The organism is Plantactinospora sp. KLBMP9567, from assembly GCF_033446045.1.
GTDB lineage: Bacteria > Actinomycetota > Actinomycetes > Mycobacteriales > Micromonosporaceae > Plantactinospora.
The window spans coordinates 36,561-62,116 of the sequence record NZ_JAWQRR010000045.1 but is presented as its reverse complement, the minus strand read 5'-3'; the positions used below and the strand labels follow the sequence as shown (position 1 = coordinate 62,116).

Here is a 25,556-nt window from a genome sequence, read left to right as displayed (position 1 = left end):
GTGCGATGCGAGATGGAGAACAAAAGTGCGAAAGACACTACGTGAACTCGTACCCTTGGCCCTGACGCTGACCGTGAGCCTGTCCCTGGTCGGCTTCAGCTCTCCGGCCGCGAGCGCTGCCCCCGCGTCCAGCCCGCGCAAGATGGAGTATCTGACACGAGGCTTGGTCGCCGCCCAGACCCCGGACGGCATATTGCTGAGCTGGCGCTTTCTGGGCAACGAACCTGACGGCATCTCCTGGAACGTCTACCGCAAAGACGGTGATGCGGACTTCGTGAAGATCACCACGATCGCGCCTAGGGACGTTCAGCCGGAAAGCGACTACGACACGAACCCCGGCATTGTGAAGGAAGACGTCACCCCGTCCAACTACACCGACCCGGACGGCGTTGTCGCCTCCATCTATGAGGTCGCTCCGGTCATCGACGGCGTCGAGGGCGAGAGGCAGGGTATGAGCGTGCCCATGCTGTCAGCCCTGGCCGGCCAGGCAGGCCAGGCCGACAGGGGTGCGGCGACTTACATCCCGCTCAAGCCCGCGCCGGCTCCCGTGCCGCTCGTGCACTTCACCTACCGTGGCCAGCGGTTCGGCCCAGGCACCAATCTGAACGCGGCCAACATGGTCATCCCGGGTACCGGCAACCAGAACTGGTACGTCGTCGACATGGATCTGCTGAGAGCATTCCGTGTGGCGTATGACGATCAGGCGACCGTGACTCAGGAGCAGTTGGACGGTTGGGTCGCCACGCTCAACGAGCGCAACATGACCCCCAACGCTCTCGGCGTCGCCACCTACACCGCCTCTCGGCCGCTGACGAACTCCCTCGTGAACGGCAAAATCACGGAAGCGCTGTACAACGAGCTGGAAGCCGAGTTCATCAAGTATGTAGAGAACCTGGATTCCGGCACGTCGCTTCCCTACGCGAAGACCAGCACTGGCGCGATACACACGTCGCAGAGCAGCGCCTACTCCACGCACGACATGACGGTGGGCGATTTCGACGGCGACGGCGAATATGAGATCGTCGTCAAGTGGCGTAGCACCCAGCAAGACCCGATGTATTCCGAGCCGATCTTCGGCGGCAGTAACACGACAACCGCACCAGAATACATCGATGCGTACAAGCTGGACGGCAGCCTGCTGTTCCGCGTCGACATGGGCTACAACGTGAGAGCGGCCAACGACCACGAGACCACCCTGTTCAGCGAGGACTTCGACGGTGACGGCAAGGCTGAGCTGATGCTCAAGACCGGGCTGGGCACCCGCATCGGCAACTGGGACGAGGCGTCGCAGTCGGTCGTGTATCCGGACACCCTCGACACCGTCGTGGGCGGCGAGGACGGCCTGAAAACGACCACGGACAAGTTCCAGGAGTACTTCGCCAGCGGCAACACCGCAGCATTGGACACCTACTGGTCGCTCCTCAACAGCTTCACCATCAGCTACCGCAGCCCGGTGGCCGGAGGCGGCAACGACGGAGTCAACGATCCGGCCCTCAAGCGGTGGATCAAGACCTACCACGTCGGCCCGATCGGCCCCGCAAAGGACGACCAGGAGTTCTTCTCGGCCTTCAAGTGGGACGCCGACGCCGGCAAGGGCGTACTCATGGACAGCGCCAAGTACCCGTTCCCCTACGAGGGCAGCGTCGACGGCGACAACTGGGCCATGACGCCCGCCACCCAGCGCGGCAATTTCTCCTACCTGGCCTACCCTGGCCCCGGCGCCGGTAGCGGCCCCGGTGACTACAAGTCGCAGATGATGGCCCCCTCGGAGGCCTACTGGCTTGAGCATCCCTGGAAAGCGGCCGCGTGGGGCGACGCGCAGGGCAACCGCGGAAACCGCTACGTCGGCGTCGTGGCCGCCCTGGACGGCGAGAACCAGTTTGCGGTCTCCCAGCGCGGCTACTACGCAAGGACGACTATGGCCGCCTTCCGTATCGTCAACGGCAAGGTCGCCCTCCAGGCCAGCTTCGACTCGGCCGACCCGCAGTACTGGTCCCTCGGCGGCACCGCCTACGACTACCAGAACCGCGGCAACCACCACACCTCGTCCGGCGACCTTGACGGCGACGGCCGGGATGAGATCGTGATGAAAGCCATGGTCCTCGACCTGAACGCCGACGGTACCAAGATCCTGCCCGAGGTGATCAACGGCGACACCATGCCCACGATCGAGGGGCAGAACAGCATTCCTCCGGTTGCCGGCAGCTTCGAGTTCGCCACCGACGCGGTCCGGAACAACCCGCTGAACACGTGGGCTCCGCTCCGCCACGGCGACCGCGGCGCGTTGCTCCCGGTCGACAAGGACAACAACGTCCGCATGTGGTCCGGCAGCGAGGAGAACCTGCTGGACGACATTCGCACCGGTAGGCAACATGGCTGGATGCCCGGCCCGGAGGCGCACGACCCGATGAAGGGCAAGCGGCGCAACGACCAGGGCGAGGTTGTCCACGAGAATTCGATGATCTTCGGTGTGTACGCCGGTACCGACGCGGAGGGCGCGGTAGCCGGCAACTTCTCGAACCGCTGGCCCGGCGCGCAGGGACACTCGCAGAACGGTGTCAGGAGTATGGTCACCGGCGAGCTCCTGAACGGCAGCCACAACGTGAGCAGCGGCCAGTACGCCATCTGGTTCGGCGGTGGCCTGACGGCCATGGCCGCCAGCAACGCGACCATCAGCACGGTCGACGACCTGACCTTCGCGACCTCCTCGTATCTCGCGACCGGCCTCACCTCGACCGGCAACAAGAGCACTCCCACGCTCAAGGCCGACCTGTTGGGCGACTGGCGCGAGGAGCTTGTGCTCCGCGCGTCCGGCAACCGGCTGGCCATCGTCACCACCCTGTCGCCGACCGAGTACGGCATCCGTACGTTGATGCACGACCCGATGTACCGCCTCGGGGTGGCGAACAAGAACACCGGCTACGATCAGTTTGGATTCGCCAGCTTCTATCTGGGTGACGAGGCTGGGCTGCCCCCGATGAGGACGGACATCTCCGTCCCAGCTGCGCCCGACACGACTGCTCCGACGATCACGGTCAAACCGGAGTCGAAGGGTAGGGACGGGGTCTACCGCATTGTCTCCTTCAAGCTGTTCGACGCCGGCAAGGTCGACAAGCTCGCCCTGAACGGGGTCGAGAAGGACCTGACCGACAACACCTACTCCGATCTCAACGGGGTGAAGCCCGGTGTGTTCGGGGCGGTGCTCGGGGCGAACGAGCTGAGGGTGTACGACGTGGCGGGCAACGTCACGACCATCGCCTTCACGTTGGTCGGGCCGAAGCCAGCGGTTCCGGTCTGGGACTCGAAGAAGGTGTACAAGAACGGCGACCAGGTGTCATACAACGGGGCGATCTACATCGCCCAGTGGTGGACGCAGAACGAGAAGCCCGGCAGCACCACGACTGGTTCGTGGACAGAGCAGGGCGCTCTCGTGCCGGCGGCCGGGGCCGACGTCCGGGCCTGGACCGCGTCCTGGGTCTACACCGGCGGCGAGGTGGTCGCGTACAACGGCCACACCTGGAAGGCCAAGTGGTGGACCCGGAACCAGCAGCCCGGCGGTCCCAACGGCCCGTGGCAGGACCTCGGCACGTACTGACAACGGACGTCAGGGGGAGGGTCGGTCCGCAGGGGCCGGCCCTCCCTGCTGCACCGAGAGCCACGAGTGGCACCCTTCTACGTACGCCAGTTGCGACTTGTGGGGCTCGAATACTCAGCCGTGGGTCCCGCCCCCGGGGACGCGGGGCCGACGCCGGACCAGCGAAACCTGGTCGGAGCTTCGACTGTCTTCTCCCGTGGTGACCTGGTGTTGGAGCTCGGTGGCTCGGGGGTTGATTCGCGGGTTCTCGGGTATCCGCGCGGGCCCTATTCGATGCGGGTTCGGTGGTCCTTGGCGAGACCGTGCAGCGGGCATGGCTGTCTCGGCTCGCGTGGGCACAGCACCCACAGGTCGGTCGCGGTCGCCCGGTAGAGGCGGTACGGGGAGGATCCGGTCACGTCGTCCCGGGTCAGCGCGGTAGCGCCCCGGTCGCCAGGCCCGGGGTACACCTGCAGTCCGCGCTCGAGGTCGTCGCCTTGCAACTCGTACGCCGGCCCGACCGCGTACAGGGCCCGACCGTGGTAGGGCCGGACGCTGGAGTCGAACACGACAATGCTCACGTGCGGGCGTTCGGTGAGGTTGCGTGAGTGCACGGCGTCGGTCTCAGAACTCCAGTAGAACTCGCGGAGGCCGGATGCGGCGAAGTAGACCGGGGAGGTCCAGGGCCGGCCACTCGGGTCGACCGTGCCAAGGGTCAGGAATCCGTTCGCGTCGAGCAACTCCCGCGCGTGTGCGGCGATATCGTCGGCTGTCATCGGGGGGATGCCCTCCTAAGGACGGTCCGGTATTGCAGGTGGTCGCCGCTGGCGGCGGTGCCGATGTCGTGTAGCGCGACGGCGACGTGGACGTGCTCGTGGGCATCGACGCCGATGACGCTTCGACGCCGGCGCCGGCCGGGGCTCTTGCTGGACATTTGAGCATTTTTCAACTGGACCGAGCGGTGGTCACGCAGCGCGTCCGACCTTGCGGTCCCGGACCGCAGGGGAGGTTGAGGAAGGTTCATTGCGCCACAACTCCGGTTCAGACCAGAGCGGACGGGGTTCGTGACACTGGCTTGCAGCCAAGACAACAGATCAACAGTACGGACACCCAAGCCGCCGGACGCGCCAACAGCCGCACACCCGCCGCGATCTCCGGCATCCACTGAGGAGCGTAGGTCGCACCCCGGCGGGGTCTATCGGCGTATCTTGAACCTCAGGTGCAGTACCCGATCGCCGTGGACGACCACGTGGGGATCCTCCAGCAAATGCTGCCGGTCGATGCCGCCAAAGTACCTTTTGCCCGACCCGAACACCACGGGTACCACATCCATTGCCACCTCGTCCACGAGTCCTGCGCCGAAGATCTGGCCACCCACATTGCCGGCGCTCACGGCGATGTCCCGCTTCCCGGCGAGTTCCTTGGCCTTGTCGATCGCAGCGGTCACGTCATGGCGGAAGTGGTACGACGCCTCGGGGTGCCAGCCCGCGGGCCTGGGCCGGTGGGACACCACGACCACGTGGTCGCCCGCGGGCGGATGACCCTCCCAGCCGTTGACCAGATCGAACAGGTGCCGGCCCATCACGATCGCGCCGATGCCATCCCACATCGTCCGGACGTACTCCGCCGACGCATGTGAGACCTTGAAGCGGCTTCCCACTCCGGAGTGATCGTACTGCTGCTCGCCGCCTTCGGTGATCGGCGTGTCGCCGTTGAAGTACCAATCGTGGAGTGGCCCGACGTCGTCGTTCTCGTCGGCGATGAAGCCGTCCAGCGACACCACGTTGTGCATTATCACCGTGCCCACAGGTTCTCCTCGAATCGTCTTGCGCATTCGCCCCATTATCTTTGTCGCCCCAGGGCGACCGGGCTTGTAAAAAATCAAACAGCGGGCATCGGACCGCTGTCTGGCGGGAACCCCTGCTCGGCCGGGAACCGGCGCCGCAGGGCCAGGTATTCCGTCGGGGTGTGGCCGGTGAAGTCCTTGAACTCCCTACTGAAGTGGGCCTGGTCGAAGTAGCCCGCCGCTTGGGCGAGCTGTGACCAGTCGACCGGACGCGGGGCGTCCACGGACAGGATCAGCCGCGCGAATCGGTAGATCCGCGCCACCCGCTTCGGGGTGACCCCGACGTGGGACTTGAACTGCCTGGCCAGGTGGGTGCCGCTCACCCCGGCGGCATCGACCAGCGCGCCGACCGAGACCGCGCCGTGGAAAGTCTCCAACCGCCCGCCGGTGTGCTGTACCAGGTCGAGACCGCCGGAGGGTGCCTCAGCAAGTCGCGATCGCAGCTCCTCCTCCAGCACCCGCAGCGTCTCCGTGGCCGATGCGACGTCGCTGACCTGGTTGCGAATCCGGTCCAAGGACCGGTGCCAGACGGCGTCGACCGGCACCCATCGGTCCCGCAGCTCCGTCGCCGGCATGTCGACGAACGGCGAAATCCCCCAAGGCTTGAAGTGCACCCCGACGAGCCGCACCCGGGTGGGGTACTCGACGAGGAACCGCCTGGTCCATACGCCCATGAACCAGCCATCGGTGAACAGCGTCGGCGGCACCGAAGGATCGGAATCCCAGACCCGGATGGGTTCGCCCAGGTTGATGAACAGGTGTGCCGATGGCATCGGCGGGACGTTCATCCGGCGGTACCGCGGGACCCCGGTCAGGCAGTAGATGTCGTCGACGAGCCGGTCGAGCGGCGGGGCTGGCACCTGGCCGACGTATTCCATGGACCCAGTGTGGTCGCCCCCACAGGACGCCCATCGCTGCCCTGCTGAGCGCAACCGACCAGGCAGAGACGCCGCTGCTCGGCCGAGCGCCGGCAGCGCGGCCGAAGAAGCCGACAGAACGGTGAGGCGAACGGCCGTGTTCACGCACGGCGACCTGCAGGTCACCCACGTGTCCGTCGACACTGACGAGATCACCGGCGTGGTCGACCGGTCCGAGGCGGGCCAGGGCGATGCCCTGTACGACCTCGGCAGCTTGACGCTCGGACACGAGGAGCACCTTGGCGACGTCATCACCGGCCATGGCACCGACATCGACCTCGACGTGATCCGCGCGTGGTGGTCGTTGCGAAGCCTGCGGGCGGTCCGCTGGCTGGTCGAGCACGGCTTGGACCCGTGGCCCGAGATCGCCGTGCTGAAATCCCGGCGGTGAGGCTGCACGAACCCGGGCCGGCCCTTGCGGCCCGCCGCGCCTGCTCTGCGTAGCTGCCGAAAGGTGGCCGGGTCGAGGGCATCCGGGGCGACCACGATCCGGTAACCACCGGCCTGCCGGCGCAGGCTCCGGCACGCGCCGGCAGCCGCCGGCTCGACGGGGGCGCCCGCGTACCGGTGGATGAGGTTGGTCGCGGTCGCTGGCGGGGCCTCGCTGCTTGGCCACTAATCGTGTCCCGGTCTTGTCTATCCGGCCAGGCGGTGACGGCGCGTTTGCGGGTGGCCGCCACCCAGCGCGATCGGCGTACACCCCAGCGGGGGATTCCGGGTCGGAGAACGTCGATGCGTCGACGGCAGCCGTTCACTTACGTACCGGCTCCGCGAAAGCACACGCCGTTACGTTCGTCGGACCCGCCCAGAAGGAGGTCCACAATGGATCGGCGTAACATGCTCCGTGCCACGGTACTCGGAGCCGGCGCGGTAGCGCTGCCGTTCACCGCTTGGTCGGCGGCGTACGCGGCACCGGCGCAGGTGGCGCCCGGCCCGTACGGTTCGCTGCTGGCGGCCAACGGACACGGCATTCAGCTCCCGGCCGGCTTCACCAGCCAGATCGTCGCCCGTTCCGGTCAGGTCGTCCCGGGCACCTCGTACACCTGGCACAACGCCCCCGACGGCGGTGCGGTCTTCGCCAACGGTAACGGCTGGATCTACGTGTCCAACTCCGAGACCAGCGCCGGCTCCGGCGGCGGTGCGTCCCGAATCCTCTTCGACTCCACCGGAGCCGTCACCGGAGCGTCCCGGATCCTCTCCGGCACCACCAACAACTGTGCGGGTGGCAGGACGCCCTGGAACACCTGGTTGTCCTGCGAAGAGGTCAGCCTCGGTCGGGTATGGGAAACCTACCCGCTCGGCGGCACCGCCGTGGTCCGCCCGGCGATGGGCCGGTTCAAGCACGAAGCCGCCGCCGCCGACCCGGACCGGCGGGTCATCTACCTCACCGAAGACGAGAGCAACGGCAAGTTCTACCGATACATCCCGGACACCTGGGGTGATCTCTCCACGGGCAGGCTGCAGGTGCTGGTCGCCGGCAGCGGTACCTCCGGCTCGTTCAGCTGGGCCGCCGTGCCCGACCCGGACGGCTCCCCGACCACGACCCGGTCGCAGGTCTCCGGGGCCAAGTCGTTCAACGGCGGCGAGGGCTGCTACTACTCCAACAACACGGTGTGGTTCACCACCAAGGGCGACAACCGGGTCTGGCAGCTCAACCTCGGCAGCAACACCTACGAACTCGCCTACGACGACAATCTGGTCAGTCCCGGCGCGGCGCCGCTGACCGGCGTGGACAACATCACTGGTTCCACGTTCGGCGATCTCTATGTCGCGGAGGACGGCGGCAACATGGAGATCTGCATGATCACGCCGGACGACAAGATCTCGGTGTTCCTGCGGATTACCGGCCAGGGCTCGTCGGAGATCTGCGGTCCCGCGTTCACCCCGGCCGGCAATCGGCTGTACTTCTCGTCCCAGCGCGGCACCTCGGGCTCCTCCTCCGGCGGCATCACATACTGCGTGACCGGACCGTTCCGCACCTGAGCCCGGCCGGCCGCCCGTCCCGCACCACGACCACCACCACAGACGTTTGCGCCGCCCGAACCGCCCGCCCCACGCCGGTTGCCCAGCGGGGCCACCCGGACGACCGTTGGGCGGCCGGTCCGGTGCCGGAATACGGCGGGTGAACCGCGCCAGGGTAAGGGTGCCGAGAGGGCTCGCCAGAACCCGCACCGGTGTGTGCGGTCGACGTCCACCGGGGTGATCCGGGCGCTGGAGGACGAGAGCCCGACGCCGGACCGGTACGGCGGCCGACCAGCCTTCGGACGGCCGCCGGCCGCGTTCAGCCGCGGCCGCGCACGAGCGGTAGAAACACCTCGTCCACGATTTCGACCAGCACCTCGTCGGGCACGGCGGGAATGCCGCGCATCGCGTATTCGGCGCGCAGCAGCATCATCGGCGTCGTCGCGACCCGGTGGTGCGCGGCCGTGGCGGGTGCCTCGCCCCGGGCCACGGCGCGCTCCAGCACCGCCAGCCAGGCGCGGTCCATGGTGTCCGCGCCGGACCGCTCCCGCATCAGGGTGAGCAGTTCGGGGTCGTCGGCCGCGGCGGCGAGCAACCCGCGCAGGATGGCCCCGTGCGGTGACGACCACGTCTCGTTGGTCCGCCGCAGCATCTCCAGCGCGTCGGCCCGCAGGGTGCCCGTGTCCGGGTTCGGCATCACGGCGTCGGACAGGTGACGGTACGCCGCGATGCCCAGTGCCGCCCGGTGCGGCCACCGGCGATAGATGGCGTTCTTGTTGGTCCCGGCCCGGGCGGCGACCCGGTCCATGGTCATCCCCGGATAGCCGGACTCGCGCAGCTCCTCCGCCGCCGCGTGCAGGATCGCCCGTTCCAGTTCCTCGCCCCGGCGCCTCGTGCTCACGTCTTGCAGGGTACTGGACGTACCCTATAGGGTACGTCCAGTACCCTACGAACGGGGGAGCCGTCCGATGCGCGTCTTCGGCATGAACTACGACACCGGTTTCGTGAGCGCGGGGTCCACGACCCACGAGCCGTTCGACCCCGAGACCGTGCGGCGCGACCTGCGCGTCATCCGCAACGAACTGCGCTGCGACGCGGTGCGCATCACCGGCGGGGTCCAGGACCGGCTCGAACTGACCGCCGGATTCGCCGCCGAGGCCGGGCTCGAGGTGTGGTACTGCCCGTTCACCAACGGCCTCGACCGCGACGGGCTCCTGGCGTTCGTGCTCGACGGCGCGGAGCGGGCCGAGCGGATACGGCAGAGCGGGGCGTCGGTCGTGTACCTCACCGGCTCCGAGATCGCCATGTTCACCGACGGCTTCCTGCCCGGCCGCGACCTGGCCGAGCGCATGGCACTGTTCAGCGACCCGATGCGGATGCGGGAGGCGGTCCCGGCCGCGCGCGCCGCGGTGCGCGACTTCCTCGCCGAGGCGGTGCCCGCGGTGCGGGAGCGGTTCGGAGGGCCCGTCGGCTACGCCGCAATCCCCTTGGAGGCCGTGGACTGGGCGCCGTTCGACATCATCGCCAGCGACGCCGGTTACCGCGACGCGACCAACGCCGCGGCGTTCCCGCAGACCCTGGCGGCCGCGGTGGGGCAGGGCAAGCCCTACGCCGCGACCGAGTTCGGCTGCTGCACGTTCCGGGGCGCGGCCGACGTCGCGGGCGGGCCGGAGCCGGTGACGTACGACGAGTACGGCCGCGCCGCGAAGCTCACCGCGGGGCTGGAGCGCGACGAGGAGGGCCAGGCCCGTTACATCGTGGACCTGCTGCGCGACTACGAGGCCGGCGGGGTGGAGGCGGCGTTCGTGTACACCTTCGCGAACCGGCATCTGCCGACCACCGACGACCCGGAGCGCGACTTCGACCTGGCCGCGCGCGGGATCGTCCGGGTGCTGCCGGACGGCTCGTGGACGCCGAAGGCCGCCTTCCACGCCCTCGCCGCGTACGGCCGCTCGCGCGCGCACCAGCGGTGGAGCTGAGACCGCGTTGACCCTGGCGCCACGCTGGTCACATCCGCTTGTCCTGAAGGTCCGGCAGAGGCATGGGCGACCCGTCCGGCCGCAACAGGAACGACCGCAGCACGCCGGGGACGGCGGCGCCGGCGACGTCGAGGATCCCGTACGGATCCGCGTCGACTGTCGAGTAGTGACCCCGGCCGGCGGCTGTTGTCGCGTCCAGGGTCATCAGCGCGAGTCGGCGTTGGAACAGCGATTGCGTGATCCGCCGGCCCGTGATGCCCGACCGGCCAAGGTGGACGGTCGAGCGCCGGACGCTGCCCCGTCGGTCGACCGGACGGTCGCGGTGCAGGGTGTGCCCGAGCGCGGCGTAGGCGTCGACGGCCAGCCAACCGGCACCGACGGCCAGCAGCGCTTACCGCCCGTCCGGCACGAGCGCACCTGGTACTGCGTGTCGAGGGCCGCGTCGGCGCCCGGTTCGAGTTGGCCGAACCTGGACGTGCGGGGTCATGCGTCCGCGGCGTGACCGTGGTGCGCGAGGAGGGGAGCGAGCCGCTCGGCCATGAGACGGTAGCCGTCCGCATTCGGATGCAGGCCATCGGGCAGCAGGTGGGCCTCGTCCGGTCCGAGCACGCTCGGGCCGTCGACGAGATGCAGCCGCGCCTCGCCACGGAGTCGGAGGGTGGTCACCGCGTTGGCGACAGCGCCGCGTACGTCTTCGAGGGTCATCGTCGCCGCGTTAGGCAGCCGCTCGCGGCTCGGCGAGGTGATCGGCGAGATCACGACGATGGGTACCCCGGGATGGCCCTCGCGGACCGTCTGGATGAATCCGGACACCTGGCCGGCGAGGGTACGGGGGCCGAAGCTCCCGCGACCGTAGACGTTGATCCCGAGACACAGCGAGATCAGGTTCGCGCGGGTGTCTGCGATGGCCCGGGCCGCGATCGGATCGAGGTGGCATTCCCCGCTGAAGCCGAGGCAGGTCAGATCCCACCCGAGGCGCCGGGCCACCAGGGCGGGCCAGGTCTCGCTCGGCCCCGAGGCCGTACGGCACTGAGTGATCGAACTCCCGTACGTGACCCAGCGGAAGTCCCCGTCGTCGCCGGTGGGGTCGGCGGTGGTGGCGCCGTGCAGGATCAGCGGGCCGACCCGGACCTCGCCGTACTGGGGCAGCCAGACCTCGACGACCTTGGTGCCGGGTGGCAACGTGACGCGGCTCGTCGTGGCTCCAGCGGCCAGCGGCTCTCGCCGCCACAGCGCGCCGTCCACGAGCACGTCAACCGGCGCCACCTCGTCGTCCAGCGCGATGACCCGCAGCTCCAGCGCGGTCGCGTCGGTGCGGACGGTCGCCCGGACGCCGGCTGCCATCCGCGCCCGCACGACGAGGTCGGGGGCGTGGGCGGTGTCCACCCGGTCTGGTGGCAGCCGCCATGGCTGCCAGGCGCCATCCTCCCCGGTCCAGGCCAGGCTTCCCCGCCAGATCCCCGGGGCGTCCGGGCCCAACCGGAGGACCGTCACGTCGGCGTCCGGTTGCCCAGGAGCACCACGTTCAGCCCGCGACTGTCCATTTCCGATCGGTCCCCTTCATCTCACCGGGTGGGCGGCAACCGGTACCGGATGGCCGCCCGCACCCACGACAACCCAGACACTGCCAACGACCACCTCGGATGTCGGCAACCGGGTGCCATCTCGGGTCGCTCGGCAGTGAGGTCGGCCTGCTCGCCGGGATCGGCGACCGAACACGGCCGTACCTCCGAAGTCGGTGAAGGTACGGCCGTGTCCACCCGACACGCGCTCGCCGCTTCCGAGCGATGTGGCCTTGGATCAGGGTGTCGGGTCGGTGGTGTCGTTCAGCGGAAGGTGCAGGGCCAGTCCGTTGGTAGGTGTGGTGTTGTTGGTGCGCATCGCGTCGAGTTCGGCGACCGACAGCGCTCGGGTGTACACGTGCAACTCGTCGAGGCCACCGGTGAACGTGTCGGTGCCGTCAAGCTTCTCGCCGAGGTGGATGCCCCGAACGCCGTCCGGGTAGCCGGCGGTGAGCGATCCCGTCGGGGCTGGTGCGGTGTCGACGTCTGCACCGTCGACGGACAGGATCAGTTGGCTGGCGGTGCGGCGCAGGGCGAGGAAGTGCCAGGCATTGTCGGCGTATGCGTTGCCGGTGTCGACGCGGACGACGCCGTCGGGGGTTCTGGCTGAAGCGGTGATCGTGTTGTTGGCGGGGTCGGCGCGGACCCACAACTGGCTGCTCGCCTCGTTGACGCCGTAGCCCCACAGCAGTGTCTGCCTGGCGGTGCCGCCGGAGTACTTGAACCAGGTGGCGACAGTGAACTGGGATGATCCGAGGTTTGTCGCGTTGCTGTACGGGATGTGGACCCGGTCTTCGACGCCGTCGAAGGTCATCGCGTTGCCGAACTTGCCGGGACCGGACACCGCCTGCCGGACGAAACCGTCGTTGTCGTTGACCGAGGCGTCGTCGGTGGTCTTGAAGTTCGGATGGAACGGCAGCCGCAACAGTGCGCCGGGGACGTTGACGGCGTTGGTGGCGTGGATGCGGCCGATCTCGGCCTCGGTGAGCGCCCCCTGGTAGAGCCGAACCTCATCCAGTGATCCGGCGAAGTGCTGGGCACCGTCGATTCGCTGCCCGACGGCCATCTGGAAGGGGCGGCCAGGGCTGACCGTGCTGGTCGGACCGGTGGCGGTGCCGGTGAGCGCGCCGTCCACGAACAACCGTAACGTGCTGCCCTGTCGCTGGAACGCGACGTGGTGCCACCTGCCGTCGTTGTAGGCCCTGCTCGACATCACCGAGCCGCCGTTGGCACCACTCTGGACGCGGCCCCGGATGCGGTTGCTCCCCGGTTCGGCCCGCAGCCACATCTGGGAATGGACGTCGCCGACGCCGTACGCCCAGAAGATCGGGTGGTTGCCTGTGGTGGCGGTGTACTTCACCCACGCCATCGCGGTGAAGTCCGCGTCGTCGACCGCGAGCGACTCCGCGAACGGCACCTGCACGTGGTCGTCGACCCCGTCGAGGGTCACGCCCCCGTCGAACCGGCCGTCGCCGCCGTGGGTCGTGCCCCGGATGCGGGCCGTGTTGCCCAGCCCGGACGTGTCCGGGGTACCCGTGCCGCCGGAGTAGCTGTCGGGCAGGCCGAGGTCCGCCTCGGTGAACGTGGTGAACCGGACCTCGTGGTGGGACACCTGTCCCTCGTTGCCCGCTTCGAAGGCCAAGGCGATCCTGCCGTCGGGCAGCTCCGCCATGCTGGAATAGCTGGCAGGGCCGGTGTGGATCGTCTGGCTGTCGGGGGCGTTCACGCCCTGCCACGTGCGGCCCTCGGTGTAGCTCGACCGGATCACCATCCGATGGCGGTCCTTCGTGTTACTCCCGGCCCGTTCTCGGTATTCGACGGGCGAGGAGAAGAGCACGCGGTTGTACCTGTCACCGTCCAGGGTGGACCGCAGGCGCAGGACGGTGCCGTACACCTTCGGCGCCACCAGGTTGTCGACGACCTGGAACGGGCCGGTGAACGTCTCGCCGCCGTCGGCGCTGATGCCGAAGGTCTTGGTGTCGCCCAGGTCCTCGGCGCCCTGGTTGCGGGCCATGACGTAGATGGCGCCGTCGTTGCGCTCGAAGATGCTCGGCTCGCCCGACCACTCCCCGGTGGACGTGGCGCCACGGGTCCAGCTCACGCCGCCGTCGTCGCTGTAGATCAACTGCGTCTTCTGGGGCGTCGTGTCGAGCCACATGGCGACGACCAGCCGCCCGGCGTGTGGTCCGTGCTCCAGTTGGATGCCGTGGCTGGGGCCGGGTCGGGTCACCCACGCGTACCTGGCGGTCTCCGGCCATGTCGCGCCGTTGTCGTCGCTGCTCAGCACGTACGACACGGACTCGTCGAAATCGGTGTCCGAACCGTCGCGGACGAACAGCATGATGTTGCCGGTGCGCTGGTCGACGACGGGGGTCGCGGAGAGCATCCTGCCGTCACCCTTGGGGTTGGAGCGGATCTTCACCAGCGGACCCCAGGTGCCGTTCTGGGACCTCCGCCGCATCACGATGTCGGTGTGGGTCAGATCCGGACACTCTCCCGTGCTGTTCCGGTACTTCGCACTGCCGAGGGCGATGAGAGTGCCGTCACGGGCGGGCACCAGCTTGGCTCCCCGGATGCAGTCGTAGCCACCCATGCCTCGGGTGAAGAGCACTGTCGGGTTGGGGATCGCCGCATCGGACGATGTCGGCGGCGGAGCCACCAGCAACGTGCTGGCCATCAGCAGCAGTACGGACAGTCTGATCCACAGCGTGCGGGATCTCACGGTCAAACCTCCAATGTCGGGGCGGAACCTGACTGCGTGGGTTTCTCTGCGGGCGGCGGCGTTTCCGCCGGCGGGTCTTCGGTGAGTTTGGACTCGATGCCGATGTAGTGGTCCTGGATCGCCGCACGTGCCCGGTCCGGGTCGCCACTGAGGATCGCGTCGAGGATGTCGGCGTGGCCGCGGTAGGCATCCATCGGCGTGCGACCGCGCGACGGGGGCGCCGCGGCGTGGAAGGCGAGCCAGAACTGGTCGAAGAGCCTCAGTAGCATCCCGTTGCCGAGATCGCGGAACATCAACTGGTGGAACTGGCGGTCCTGCTCGGCGAAGCCCTCCCCCTGTTCGGCGAGCCTGCGCATCGTCTCCAGGTTCTCCTGCAGCGCGGCGACGCTGGTGGGCGACATGGCCCGCATCGCGTCGGCGACCAGGCTGGCTTCGAGGGTCTTCCGCAACGCGACCAGCTCTCGCAGGGCGCGATAGTCCTGCATGAGACCGTAGGGGAGGTGCTCGAGCAGCGGGGTGAAGGAGAAGTCGCACACGTACACGCCGCTGCCGCGACGCGTCTCCAGGACGCCGGTGGACTCCAGCGCCTTGACCGCCTCGCGGACCGAGTTGCGACTGACCCCGAACAGCCGGGCCAGTTCGGACTCCGGCTTGAGCGGGTCACCGGGGCGCAGTCCCTGCTTGAGGATGTAGCTTCTGATCTCCTGCTGCACTACCTGGTGCAGCGGAGGGGTGTTACCAAGCCGCCGGAACTCCGGCTGCACGTCGTCCTGCCGAGTCGCCACGCTCTCGATCGACCTCCGTTCACGCCAACCTGTAGGATATCTTGCCACTCTTGACACCCTAGTGGGTGCCGCCTACGGTAGCGAAATCTGTAGGACATCTTGCAGCAACGCGCCGGCAATTCGGCGCGAAGGAGGCCGTCGGTGTCAGGTGGAGCCCTGGAAGGTGTGGTCCGAGACGCGATCGCCCGCAGCGGCGCCATGCCCGTCGTGCCGGATCGCGGTACCGGCCAGCCGGTGCTGAGCGTGCGGAACCTGGTCGTCGAGTTCTCGACGCCGGCGGGCGTGGTGCGCGCGGTCGACGGGATGAGCTACGACGTCTACGGCGGCGAGACGCTCAGCGTGGTGGGAGAGACCGGGTCGGGCAAGAGCGTCTCGGTGCTCGCCGCGCTGGGCCTGCTCCAGACGGCAAACCTGCGGCGGGTCTCCGGCGAGGTGATGCTCGCCGACGTGGATCTGCTGAGCCTGCCGGAGGCGGAGCTGCGGCGGCGACTCGGGCGTGACGTGGCAATGGTCTTCCAGGACGCCATCTCCGCCCTCAACCCGGTTCAGCGGGTCGGCGACCAGATCGCCGAGGCGCTGCGGGTGCACGACCGGGCCCTGTCCGCCAGCGCGGCGCGGGATCGCGTGGTGGAGCTGCTCGAGATGGTGGGCGTGCCCCACCCGCGGGCCCGCTACGACCAGTATCCCCACCAGTTCTCCGGGGGAATGTGCCAGCGGGTGATGATCGCCATGGCGATCGCCAACCGCCCGAAGGTCCTGATCGCGGACGAGCCGACCACGGCGCTGGATGTGAGCGTCCAGGCGCAGATCCTCGACGTGCTCCGGCTGGCGCGGGAGGAGACCGGTGCCGGCGTCGTGCTGATCACCCACGACCTCGGAGTGGTCGCCGAGACTGCCGACCGGGTCGCCGTGACCTACGGCGGCCGGATCGTGGAGACCGGCGACGTCACGTCGGTCTTCACCCGGCCGCGACACCCCTACACCGCCGCCCTGATGCGCGCGCTGCCCCGGCTCGACAGCACGGCGGAACGGCTGCTTCCGATCCCGGGCCAGCCGCCCGACCTCACCGAGATGCCGCCGGGCTGTGCGTTCGCGCCGCGCTGCCCGACCGCCCACGGCCGCAGCGCCTGTGTACAGACCCGGCCGGAGTTGCGGGCCGACGACGCCGGCACCGGTGCGAGCGCCTGTCACTTCCCCGACGAGGCGGCAGCGAGGCCCGGAACGGGGGACGGCGCGCCGGCACTGAGCAGCGACGCGGTGGAGCTGGTGGCCACGCCGGCCGGTGCCGGCGAGGCAGCACCGGAGTCCGGCGTGCCGGTGCTGGAGGTCCGGGACGCGGTGAGCCGGTTCCCGGTGCGATCCGGGGTCTTCGCGCGGGCGACCGCCTGGGTGCACGCGGTGGACGGGGTATCGCTGCGCATCCCGGCCGGGGGAACGCTCGGCCTGGTCGGCGAGTCCGGCTGCGGCAAGACCACGCTCGCGCGGCTAGTCCTGCGGCTGGTGGATCCGACCGGGGGCCAGGTCCTGGTGGAGGGCGACGACGTCGGGCGGGCGGGCCGGGCCGGCCTGCGGCGGATCCGGCGGCGCGCGCAGATGGTCTTCCAGGATCCGTACGCGTCGCTGAACCCGCGCCTGACCGTCGGCGACAACGTTGCCGAGCCGCTACGGCTCCAGCGCCTACCGCGCGCGCGGCGCCGCGAAGACGTGCGCGAGCTGTTCAGCCGGGTGGGCCTGCGGCCTGAGCACGTCGACCGGTTCCCGGCGGAGTTCTCCGGCGGCCAGCGGCAGCGGGTGGCGATCGCGCGCGCATTGGCGTCCCAGCCCCGGCTGCTGATCCTCGACGAGCCGGTGTCCGCCCTGGACGTGTCGGTGCAGGCGCAGGTGCTGAACCTCCTGGCGGACCTGCAGCGGGAGTCGGGGATGGCGTACCTGTTCGTCAGCCACGATCTTTCGGTCATCCGCCAGGTCGCCGACCAGGTCGCGGTCATGTACCTCGGGAAGATCGTCGAGTCCGGGCCGGTGACCCGGGTGTACGACGACCCGCGCCACCCGTACACCCGGTCGCTGCTGGCGTCGGTGCCGGTACCGGATCCGGTCGGCCGCGAGACCCGGCGCCGCGTGCCGTTGGGCGGTGACGTCCCCAGTCCGGTGAACCCGCCGTCGGGGTGCCGCTTCCGCACCCGGTGCCCGATCGCGGCGGCCCGTTGTGCCGAGGAGGAACCATTGCTCCGTCCCGTCGCCGGTGGACACACGGCCTGCCACTTCGCCGACGAAGTCCCCGATCTGGTACCGCAGGTGACGGCATGAGTGCGCCACCCGCCGGGGCTCCGACAGTCGCGCCCCAACGGCGACGGCTGGCCGCGGCGCGCCGGTTCGCCCGGTCCCGGTCCGCCGTCGTCGGTGCGGTCGGGTTGGCCACGCTCGCGGTGCTGGCGCTGCTCGCGCCGGTCGTCGCCCCGTTCGACCCGGCCGTGCAGGGCGGTGAGCCGTTGCTCGGCCCGTCCGGGACGCACCTGCTCGGCACCGACCAGCTCGGCCGGGACATCGCCTCCCGGATGATCCACGGCGCTCGTGCGTCGCTGCTCGTCGCGGCCGGTGCCGCCGCGGTCGGCGCGGGCATCGGGGTCCCGCTGGGGCTTGTCGCCGGGTATCTGGGGCGGTGGGCCGACACGGTCGCGATGCGGGTGGTCGACCTGCTGCTGGCGGTGCCCGGGATCCTGCTCGCGCTGGTCATCATCGCGGTGCTGGGGCCGGGCCGGCTCAACCTGATCCTGGCGATCGGGATCGGCGCGATACCGGAGTTCGCCCGGCTGACCCGGGTGGCGACCCTGGAGGTGCGCGAGCGCGACTTTGTGCTGGCGGCCCGTGGGATGGGCGCGAGCACGCCGGACACGATGGCCCGCACCGTACTGCCGAACGTGCTCGGTCCGATCATGGTCCAGTTCGTCATCACCGCGTCGATGGCGGTCGTGATCGAAGCGGGGCTGAGCTTCCTCGGGCTCGGCACCCCGCCGCCGGCACCGTCCTGGGGCGGCATGCTCCAGGACGCCCGTTCGTACCTGTACCAGAGCCCCACCTACGGGCTGTTCCCGGGGATCTGCCTGGCCGCCACCGTGTTCTTCCTGGAACGGATCGGGCGTGGCCTGCAACTTGCGGTCGGTGGCGGCGGGCCGCGCGCGGCGGCGCGCGGCATCGGCAGAGGAGCGGTGTAGATGTACGGCTACCTGGTACGCCGGCTGATGCAGTTCGCGGTGGTGCTGCTGCTCGGCTCGGTCGCGGTGTGGGCCTTCGTGTTCCTGCTGCCCGGCGACCCGGCCACGGTGCTGATCGGCGCGGACGCGACCGAGGCCGAGTTGGCCGCGACCCGCGCCCGGATGGGGCTGGACCAGCCATTCCTGGCGCAGTACGGTGTCTGGCTCGGCCACGCGCTCACCGGTGACCTCGGTGCCTCGTACTACTCGGGCCAACCGGTGCTCACCGAGCTGCTGGACCGGATCCCGGCGACCGTGCAGCTCGCCGGCTTCACACTGGTGCTCACGCTGCTCATCGCGGTGCCGGTCGGCATCGTCGTGGCGCTGCGGCCGTACTCGGTCGTCGGCCGGGTCCTGCAGGGCTACCTCACGGTGGGCCTGGCGGTGCCGGCGTTCTGGCTCGGTCTGCTGCTCATCATCGTGCTCGCCGTGCAGCTCCGGTGGCTGCCCGCCTCCAGCGACTTCGTGCCGCTGTGGCAGGACCCCGGTGCCGCACTGCGCAGCACCATCCTGCCGGCGGCCGCCATCGCCGTGCACACCTCCAGCGTCACCGCCCGGTTCCTCGCCAACTCGCTGGGCGAGGTGATGGGCAAGGACTACATCCGTACCGCCCGCGCCAAGGGCGTACCGGAACGGGACGTGATCCGCCGGCACGCCGTGCGGAACGCCGCACTGCCGACCGTCACCATCGTCGGGCTCCAGCTCGGCAGCTTTCTCGGCGGCACCGTCGTCATCGAGGCCGTCTTCAACTACCCCGGACTCGGACGGCTGCTCTACACCGCTATCGGGGAACGCGACTACGCCCTGGTCCAGGGCGGGGTGCTGTTCGTCGTCGCCACGTTCCTGCTGCTGAATCTCCTGGTGGACGTGGCCTACGGCGTTCTCGATCCGCGTATTCGACTCGCCTGACATCTACCCCCACTCCATTTCAGAGGGCGTCAAATGAGCATTTCTCCGCGACAGTCCCGCCTCATCTCCCGCCGCGCGCTGCTACGGACCGGCCTGGCGGCCACCGGTGCGCTCGCCACCGCGCCGCTGCTGAGCGCCTGCGGCTCCGGTGACAGCGCCGGCGGCGACGCCGGCACCGGCCAGCTCACGCTCGGTACGACGAAGATCATGCAGTTCGACCCGTACCTGACCAACACCGACATTCACATCCACGCCTTCTACACGTACCTGGTCGACTACCCGACCGACGGCACGTACCAGGCCATCCCCGCCGGCGCCGAGAAGTGGGAGCACGCCGCCGACCACACGTCGGTCACCGTCACGCTGCGGCAGGCGAAGTACCACTCCGGCGCGCCGGTTACCGCAGCCGATGTCGTCGCCGGTATCAAGCGGGCGCAGAACCCCGATACCGCGTTCACCCTCGCGCAGCCGTCCGCGTTCATCGCGACGGCCACCGCGGTGGACGACCGCACCGTACGCGTCAACTTCAAGGGGCCCACCCCGGAGTCGCTCGTCATCGACTGGATGTTCGCGTTCCCGCTGATTCCGGCGGACAAGAACACCCCGAAGCAGCTCGAACACGAGCCGGCCGGCTCCGGGGCGTTCCGGCTCGGGGAGTTCCGGCGCAACCAGCGCCTGAAGCTGACGAAGAACGCCGACTTCTACGATGCGGGCAAGCCATACCTCAACGAAGTCGAGTACCGGTTCTTCACCGACGAGGACGCGTTGGTGGCCGCGCTCGAGTCGGGGTCCGTCGACGGCGCCGCGTACATCCGGTTCCGGCACTCCGAGCGGCTGAAGGGTCGGTTCACCCTGGTGGAGGGTGGCGGCCGGATGACCCTGTTCTTCATGAACGCCACCATCCCGCCCTTCGACAACAAGCTGCTGCGGCAGGCGCTGGCGCGGGCCATCGACCGCGAACGGATCATCAAGCAGGTCAACTTCGGCATCGGCGACCCGATCTACACGGCCTTCATGCCGCCGTCGCCCGCGTTCGACCCGGCGTACCTCGAATCGCACAAATTCGACCTGGACGCCGCGGCCGCGATGCTGGCGCAGTCCGGTGATGTACGCAAGGCCGTGGCGGGCGTGGCATCGGGGACTCCCGAGGTGGAGGTGCTGCAGATCATCCAGGCGGACCTGAAGAAGATCGGGTTCGAGTTGGAGATCGCCCCGCAGGAGGAGGCCGCGTACCTTGAGGCACTGTTCGCCAGCAAGCTGCAGTGCACCGTCGCCGCGCAGCCGAACAACCTGCAGAGCCCGTCGCTGATCGCCCGGGGCCGGCAGATGCTGCCGGGCAAGGGGAACACGACGTTCCGCGAGAAGGTGCCACCGGCGTACGTCGACGCGGTGGCCGTGGCTGGCTCCGCGATCACACCGGCGGACCAGAAGGCCGCGTACGAGGCGCTGAACAAGGTGCTGGCCGACGAGTCCTGGGCGATCGGGATCTCCACCCAGCCGTCGCTGTTCGCGCTGGACAAGCGGGTCACCGGCCTGGCCACCGATCCCCGCGACTTCGTCACTCTCGTCAACACCAAGGCCTGACCTGCCCCACCGGCCAACTGAAAGGAACCCCATGACAGGGTTGCGCTACTCCACCACCGGACCGGGCATGGCGCTGTTGACCGCCGTGTTCACGCCGTTCGACGAGGCCGGCGAGCTGGCCCTGGACACCGTCGCGAAGCAGGCGGACGCGCTACTGGCATGGGGGTCACCGGCGGCTTTCGTCGGCGGTACCGCCGGTGAGGGCGCGGCGCTGTCGACGGCCGAGCGGATGGCGCTGGTCGAGCGGTGGTGCGAGGTCGCGGCCGGCCGGCTGGACGTCATCGTCCACGTCGGACACGCCAGCCTCACCGAGGCACGCCAGCTCGCCGGCCACGCCGAGCAGGTGGGGGCGAAAGCGATCTCCGCGGTCCCTCCGTACTTCCACCGCCCGGAGACGGTGGACGCGCTGGTGGACGCGTGCGCAGCCATCGCCGACGCCGCACCGACACTGCCGTTCACCTACTACCACATCCCCTCGATCACCGGCGTGCACCTGCGGGCCAGCGACGTGCTGCTGGCGGCGCGGGAAAGGATTCCGTCGTTCGCCGGTGTCAAGTTCGCTGCCAACGACATGGTGGACCTGCAGCGCTGCCTGCACCTGGCCGGCGAGCAGGAGGTCTTCGTCGGTGTCGCCAAGCTGGTGCTCGCCGCCTGGCAGTGGGGGGCACGGGCCGCGATCGGCTCGGTGTACAACTTCGCCGGTCCACTCTTCCGGCAGATGCTCGACCACGCGGCCCGCGGCGAGTTGGCCAAGGCGCAGGAGTATCAGCTCCGGGCGCAGCAGGTCATCGACGCGGCCGCGCGGTCGGGCGGCGAGCTGACCGGTTTCAAGGCGTTGGGCTCGGTGTTCGGCGTCGACTGTGGACCGTGCCGGCCTCCGCTGCCGTCACTCGGCGCGGAGCAGATGGCCGTGCTGCGAGCCGAGGTGGCCCGGCTCGGGTTCGGCGTCGACGGCGGCCGCTGATGGCGCCGAACGTACTGGTGATCCAGGCGGACCAGTTCCGCGCGGACTGCCTCGGCGCGGCCGGCAACCCGGACGTGCGTACCCCGCACCTGGATCGGCTGGCCGGTGACGGGGTCCGCTACCGCAACGCGTACTGCCCGTTCCCGGTCTGCACCCCGTCCCGGTACTCGCTGCTGTCCGGCCTGCACGTCCGCCAGCATGCCGGCTGGACGAACCGGTGCACGCTCGCGCCCGGCATCGACACCTTTCCCCGGGCGCTGCGCCGGGCCGGGTACCGGACGGCGGCGGTCGGCAAGATGCACTTCACGCCGACGTACCTCGACGTGGGATACGACCATCTCGAACTGGCGGAGCAGGACGGGCCCGGCCGGTACGACGACGACTATCACCGGGAACTGGCGTCGGCCGGGCTGGCACCGGTGACCGATCTCGTCGACCAGGAGCAGGAGTTCCGCGCGACGGCACCGCGGTCGTACTGGGAGACATACGGCAGCGGCCGGTCGGACCTGCCGGAGGAGTGGCACTCCACCACCTGGATCGGCGAGCGGGCGCGGAAGGCCGTGGCCGGCTGGTCCGGCGGCGGTGGCGACCTCCTGCACGTGTCGTTCATCAAGCCACACCACCCGTTCGACCCGCCCGCCGGCTGGGACGCGATGTACGACCCGGCGGCGTTGACGACGTTGCCAGGTTGGACGGACGAGATCCCGCCCGCTGACGAGCGGTACCGGCAGCGGTACTTCGACTTTGAGCCGCTGACCCTGCCGCTGTTGCGGCGGGTGATGGCGCACTACTACGCCACCATTTCGCACCTGGACCACCAGGTCGGACTCCTGCTCGACACGCTGCGACAACGCGGGCTCTACGACGACACGTTGATTATCTTCACGGCGGACCACGGCGAGTACCTGGGCTTCCACCACCTGCTGCTCAAGGACGGGCCGATGTACGACCCGGTGGTGAAAGTGCCGCTCCTGGTCAAGTTCCCAGGGAGCCAGCGCGGCGGCGAGACCGCCGACGGGCTGGTCTCGCTGATCGACGTCGCCCCGACGGTCCTGGCGACCTGCGGAGTGTCACCGGCGACGCCGCTGCCCGGCCAGGACCTGACCGATCCGGCTGCCGGGCACGACTGCGTCTTCGCCGAGGACCGCCGGCAGGAGGCCGCGGGGATGGCCCGCGCCGGGCGGTACAAGCTGCTGTGGTCCGACGCCGCCGGGGAAGCCCTGTTCGACCTGGCCACCGATCCGCACGAGCTGGCCAATCTCGTCGATGACCCGGTCCATGCCGACGCGCTCCGGCGGATGCGCGACGCCGTGGCGCGGTGGGCGCTGCACGATGCCACCCCACCGACCTATGTGGACCCTGCCGCTCCGTCCCACCGCCGGGTCACCGGCGACGACCGTGCCGCCCGGCAGGAACTGTTCGCGGCCGAGGTCGCACGGCACCGTCCCTGACGCTCGATCCGCACGACCACCCTCATCCCCCCACGAGGAGAGTGACGATCGTGACCATCCATCGCAGGCGCCTGCTTCGCAGACCCCGATACCGGGCGGCGCTGCTCGCCGTCGGGATGACCGCGGCGGCGGCACTGACACCGGTCCGGGCGGCGGCCGATGCCACCGTCGCGGCGACCGACCCGTTGGAGGCGAAGACCGCCGTGCTGTTCTCCACCCCGTACGTGCCGGCCGGGTGCTACCGGATCCCGGCCATCGTGCGCGCGGTGGACGGCTCGTTGCTGGCCTTCGCCGAGCGCCGGATCCACACCTGCGCCGACAAGTCCCACATGGACCTGGTGGTCCGCCGACTGCCGGCCGGGGCCACGCAGTGGCTGCCGGCGGAGACCGTGCTGGGATCTACCTTGGAGAGCCCGGCGACGTGGGGCAACCCGGGACCGGTGGTGTACCGGAAGCTGCCCGGCGCGCCGGCCACCAGCGCCCCGGACGGCCGGATCGTGATGATGAGTACCCACAATCCGGTGGATCCGGCCACCCCCGGCAAGAACCACGAGGGCTACCCGCGCACCCCGTACCTGCTGCACAGCGACGACAACGGGGTGACCTGGAGCCCGGCGCGCAGCCTGTACGAGGAACTCGACGACCCGTCCTGGGGCCACATGCAGACCGCACCGGTGCACGGCATCCAGCTCACCCGTGGGGCGCACGCGGGCCGGCTGGCGATCGGCGTCAACTACCGCGTCGGCTCGATGTTCGGCCTCATGATTGCCTACAGCGACGACGGCGGCACCACCTGGCACAAGGGAGCCCAGGTCGAGTACCCGCCCGCCGCCCAGCAGAACGTCGGGGAGCTGAGCCTGGTCGAGCTCGCCAACGGCGACATTCTCGTGTGGGGCCGGCAGAACACCAACAGGGGAACCCCGGAGGAGCTGGCCGACCCCAACGTGGTGCCGCACCGGTCGATCGCGATCAGCAAGGACGGCGGCGAGACCTACCACAGCGGCTACACCAACCTACCCGGATTCGAGGCGCCGCCGATCCAGTCGGCGTCGTTGCGGACGGACGCGACCGACGAGGGCGACGCGTACGACCGGATCCTCGTCTCCGCGCCGTCGGTGAACCAGGAGCCGCGGATCCGGCCGACGGTCCGGGCCTCGTTCGACGAGGGCCGTACCTGGCAGGGCGTGGACACCCCACTGCACTCCACCGACGAAGGTGTGCAGGTGTACGGCACCAACGATCGGAGCGTCCCGGTCGAGGAGTGCGCCTGCTACGGCGGCTATTCCGACATGGTGGAACTGCCGGGCGGTGAGGTCGGGTTGCTCTACGAGCGCGGTACCACCGACTACCGCTCGGAGATCGCCTTCGTCCGGCTCAACGACCGCGACCTGCACACCCCGTCAACCACCGTGGACGTCCGGGGGCGGTCGGCACTGGTGTTCGACGGCGTCACCACCACCCATGGGGTGTACGGCCGGGCGCTGGCGTTCGACGGGCAGCGGGGCCGAATCCAGTTGCCGTACCGGACCACGCCGGTGCTGGGCTCGGGCGACTTCACGGTGTCGACCTGGGTCAGGTACGACGACGACACCAGGGACCAGGCCATCTTCTGGGCGTACGGCCAGGACGGCGAGCCGCAGGTGTGGTTGCGGGCCGAGCCGGGCAGTGACCGCATCCGTGGCATGGTGACCACCGTTGCCGGATCGGTGGCCGTCACGTCCGACGGCGCGTACGCCGACGGTCGGTGGCATCACGTGGCGCTGCGCCGGCAGCGCGGCACTGTCGCCCTGTTCGTCGACGGCGTGCGGGTCGACTCCGGCTCCGGCGCCGCCGGTGCCGTCCACGGCGGCGACCCGACACCGATATACCTCGGGCAGCGCCCCGACGGGGCGAACCGGTTCCACGGCCGGATGGACGAGTTCCGGATCTACGACCGCGCGCTGAGCACGGTCGAGCTGACCTGGCTGCGGATCAGCAATACCAACGGCATTCCCGGCCGCACCGCACACCTGCCGATGAACGCCGTCATCCCATCGGGCGGCTGATCCTC

19 protein-coding genes are annotated in these 25,556 nt (G+C 69.5%); 11 read left to right on the top strand and 8 right to left on the bottom strand.

Annotated elements, in window-relative coordinates; translation table 11 throughout:
• Positions 1-55 precede the first annotated feature (55 nt).
• Positions 56-3,595: a carbohydrate-binding protein gene (locus R6Y94_RS34220; protein ID WP_318400436.1), complete on the top strand. Its 3,540-nt coding sequence runs from the start codon at positions 56-58 to the stop codon at positions 3,593-3,595.
• 266 nt (positions 3,596-3,861) lie between these two features.
• Here the strand turns inward: R6Y94_RS34220 and R6Y94_RS34215 are convergent, their stop codons facing one another.
• The 3 genes from R6Y94_RS34215 to R6Y94_RS34205 all read right to left on the bottom strand — a co-directional run bounded on the left by R6Y94_RS34215 (position 3,862) and on the right by R6Y94_RS34205 (position 6,298).
• Complete coding sequence (locus R6Y94_RS34215; RefSeq protein ID WP_318400434.1) at positions 3,862-4,350, bottom strand: pyridoxamine 5'-phosphate oxidase family protein; 489 nt, start codon at positions 4,348-4,350, stop codon at positions 3,862-3,864.
• Positions 4,351-4,769: 419 nt separating this feature from the next.
• Entirely contained in the window at positions 4,770-5,381 is a 612-nt protein-coding gene (locus R6Y94_RS34210; protein WP_318400573.1) for a dihydrofolate reductase family protein, read from the bottom strand.
• 74 nt (positions 5,382-5,455) lie between these two features.
• A complete protein-coding gene (locus R6Y94_RS34205; protein ID WP_318400432.1) occupies positions 5,456-6,298 on the bottom strand; it encodes a helix-turn-helix domain-containing protein in 843 nt (280 codons plus the stop codon).
• Here R6Y94_RS34205 and R6Y94_RS34200 point away from each other — a divergent pair.
• Together R6Y94_RS34200 and R6Y94_RS34195 are read left to right on the top strand one after the other, a co-directional pair.
• Complete coding sequence (locus tag R6Y94_RS34200) at positions 6,243-6,728, top strand: phosphotransferase (protein WP_318400430.1); 486 nt, start codon at positions 6,243-6,245, stop codon at positions 6,726-6,728. The two genes, R6Y94_RS34205 and R6Y94_RS34200, sit on opposite strands and share 56 nt — an antisense overlap.
• A 431-nt stretch (positions 6,729-7,159) precedes the next feature.
• The gene (locus R6Y94_RS34195) at positions 7,160-8,320 is read left to right on the top strand and encodes an alkaline phosphatase PhoX (protein WP_318400428.1); all 1,161 of its coding nucleotides are present in this window, start codon (positions 7,160-7,162) and stop codon (positions 8,318-8,320) included.
• A 298-nt stretch (positions 8,321-8,618) separates the two neighbouring features.
• Here R6Y94_RS34195 and R6Y94_RS34190 read toward each other — a convergent pair whose 3' ends face one another.
• Positions 8,619-9,200 (bottom strand): TetR/AcrR family transcriptional regulator, encoded by a 582-nt coding sequence (locus R6Y94_RS34190; RefSeq protein ID WP_318400426.1) that lies wholly within the window; start codon positions 9,198-9,200, stop codon positions 8,619-8,621.
• A 67-nt stretch (positions 9,201-9,267) separates the two neighbouring features.
• On the opposite strand from R6Y94_RS34190, the gene R6Y94_RS34185 reads away from it, so the two are divergent.
• Positions 9,268-10,278 carry a hypothetical protein gene (locus tag R6Y94_RS34185; RefSeq protein WP_318400424.1) on the top strand — a complete coding sequence of 337 codons (1,011 nt, stop codon included), beginning with the start codon at positions 9,268-9,270 and terminating at the stop codon, positions 10,276-10,278.
• A gap of 28 nt (positions 10,279-10,306) precedes the next feature.
• Here the strand turns inward: R6Y94_RS34185 and R6Y94_RS34180 are convergent, their stop codons facing one another.
• The 4 genes from R6Y94_RS34180 to R6Y94_RS34165 all read right to left on the bottom strand — a co-directional run bounded on the left by R6Y94_RS34180 (position 10,307) and on the right by R6Y94_RS34165 (position 15,326).
• The gene (locus R6Y94_RS34180; protein ID WP_318400422.1) at positions 10,307-10,483 is read right to left on the bottom strand and encodes a hypothetical protein; all 177 of its coding nucleotides are present in this window, start codon (positions 10,481-10,483) and stop codon (positions 10,307-10,309) included.
• A gap of 278 nt (positions 10,484-10,761) precedes the next feature.
• Complete coding sequence (locus R6Y94_RS34175) at positions 10,762-11,772, bottom strand: GDSL-type esterase/lipase family protein (protein ID WP_318400420.1); 1,011 nt, start codon at positions 11,770-11,772, stop codon at positions 10,762-10,764.
• 306 nt (positions 11,773-12,078) lie between these two features.
• Complete coding sequence (locus R6Y94_RS34170; protein WP_318400418.1) at positions 12,079-14,562, bottom strand: sialidase family protein; 2,484 nt, start codon at positions 14,560-14,562, stop codon at positions 12,079-12,081.
• Positions 14,563-14,564: 2 nt separating this feature from the next.
• Positions 14,565-15,326: a FadR/GntR family transcriptional regulator gene (locus R6Y94_RS34165; RefSeq protein WP_318400416.1), complete on the bottom strand. Its 762-nt coding sequence runs from the start codon at positions 15,324-15,326 to the stop codon at positions 14,565-14,567.
• A gap of 162 nt (positions 15,327-15,488) precedes the next feature.
• Here R6Y94_RS34165 and R6Y94_RS34160 point away from each other — a divergent pair, with 162 nt between their 5' ends.
• Genes R6Y94_RS34160 through R6Y94_RS34130 form a run of 7 tightly spaced genes read left to right on the top strand, consistent with a single transcriptional unit; the run spans position 15,489 to position 25,551 of the window.
• The gene (locus tag R6Y94_RS34160) at positions 15,489-17,654 is read left to right on the top strand and encodes an ABC transporter ATP-binding protein (protein WP_318400414.1); all 2,166 of its coding nucleotides are present in this window, start codon (positions 15,489-15,491) and stop codon (positions 17,652-17,654) included.
• Entirely contained in the window at positions 17,651-18,559 is a 909-nt protein-coding gene (locus R6Y94_RS34155) for an ABC transporter permease (RefSeq protein WP_318400412.1), read from the top strand. The genes R6Y94_RS34160 and R6Y94_RS34155 overlap by 4 nt, the downstream gene beginning before the upstream one ends.
• Positions 18,560-19,507: an ABC transporter permease gene (locus R6Y94_RS34150; protein WP_318400410.1), complete on the top strand. Its 948-nt coding sequence runs from the start codon at positions 18,560-18,562 to the stop codon at positions 19,505-19,507.
• A gap of 33 nt (positions 19,508-19,540) precedes the next feature.
• Positions 19,541-21,091, top strand: a complete 1,551-nt coding sequence (locus tag R6Y94_RS34145) for an ABC transporter substrate-binding protein (protein WP_318400407.1) — start codon at positions 19,541-19,543, stop codon at positions 21,089-21,091.
• 31 nt (positions 21,092-21,122) lie between these two features.
• Positions 21,123-22,055 (top strand): dihydrodipicolinate synthase family protein, encoded by a 933-nt coding sequence (locus tag R6Y94_RS34140; RefSeq protein ID WP_318400405.1) that lies wholly within the window; start codon positions 21,123-21,125, stop codon positions 22,053-22,055.
• Positions 22,055-23,506 (top strand): sulfatase-like hydrolase/transferase, encoded by a 1,452-nt coding sequence (locus R6Y94_RS34135; protein WP_318400403.1) that lies wholly within the window; start codon positions 22,055-22,057, stop codon positions 23,504-23,506. Before R6Y94_RS34140 ends, R6Y94_RS34135 begins: the two co-directional genes overlap by 1 nt.
• 50 nt (positions 23,507-23,556) lie before the next feature.
• Positions 23,557-25,551 (top strand): sialidase family protein, encoded by a 1,995-nt coding sequence (locus R6Y94_RS34130; RefSeq protein ID WP_318400401.1) that lies wholly within the window; start codon positions 23,557-23,559, stop codon positions 25,549-25,551.
• Positions 25,552-25,556: the final 5 nt, after the last annotated feature.

Coding starts and splice junctions, on each gene's coding strand:
- R6Y94_RS34215 (WP_318400434.1), bottom strand. CDS start 4,350: ATGACAGCCGACGATATCGCCGCACACGCGCGGGAGTTGCTCGACGCG.
- R6Y94_RS34200 (WP_318400430.1), top strand. CDS start 6,243: ATGTCGTCGACGAGCCGGTCGAGCGGCGGGGCTGGCACCTGGCCGACG.
- R6Y94_RS34205 (WP_318400432.1), bottom strand. CDS start 6,298: ATGGAATACGTCGGCCAGGTGCCAGCCCCGCCGCTCGACCGGCTCGTC.
- R6Y94_RS34195 (WP_318400428.1), top strand. CDS start 7,160: ATGGATCGGCGTAACATGCTCCGTGCCACGGTACTCGGAGCCGGCGCG.
- R6Y94_RS34185 (WP_318400424.1), top strand. CDS start 9,268: ATGCGCGTCTTCGGCATGAACTACGACACCGGTTTCGTGAGCGCGGGG.
- R6Y94_RS34180 (WP_318400422.1), bottom strand. CDS start 10,483: ATGACCCTGGACGCGACAACAGCCGCCGGCCGGGGTCACTACTCGACA.
- R6Y94_RS34155 (WP_318400412.1), top strand. CDS start 17,651: ATGAGTGCGCCACCCGCCGGGGCTCCGACAGTCGCGCCCCAACGGCGA.
- R6Y94_RS34150 (WP_318400410.1), top strand. CDS start 18,560: ATGTACGGCTACCTGGTACGCCGGCTGATGCAGTTCGCGGTGGTGCTG.
- R6Y94_RS34145 (WP_318400407.1), top strand. CDS start 19,541: ATGAGCATTTCTCCGCGACAGTCCCGCCTCATCTCCCGCCGCGCGCTG.
- R6Y94_RS34140 (WP_318400405.1), top strand. CDS start 21,123: ATGACAGGGTTGCGCTACTCCACCACCGGACCGGGCATGGCGCTGTTG.
- R6Y94_RS34135 (WP_318400403.1), top strand. CDS start 22,055: ATGGCGCCGAACGTACTGGTGATCCAGGCGGACCAGTTCCGCGCGGAC.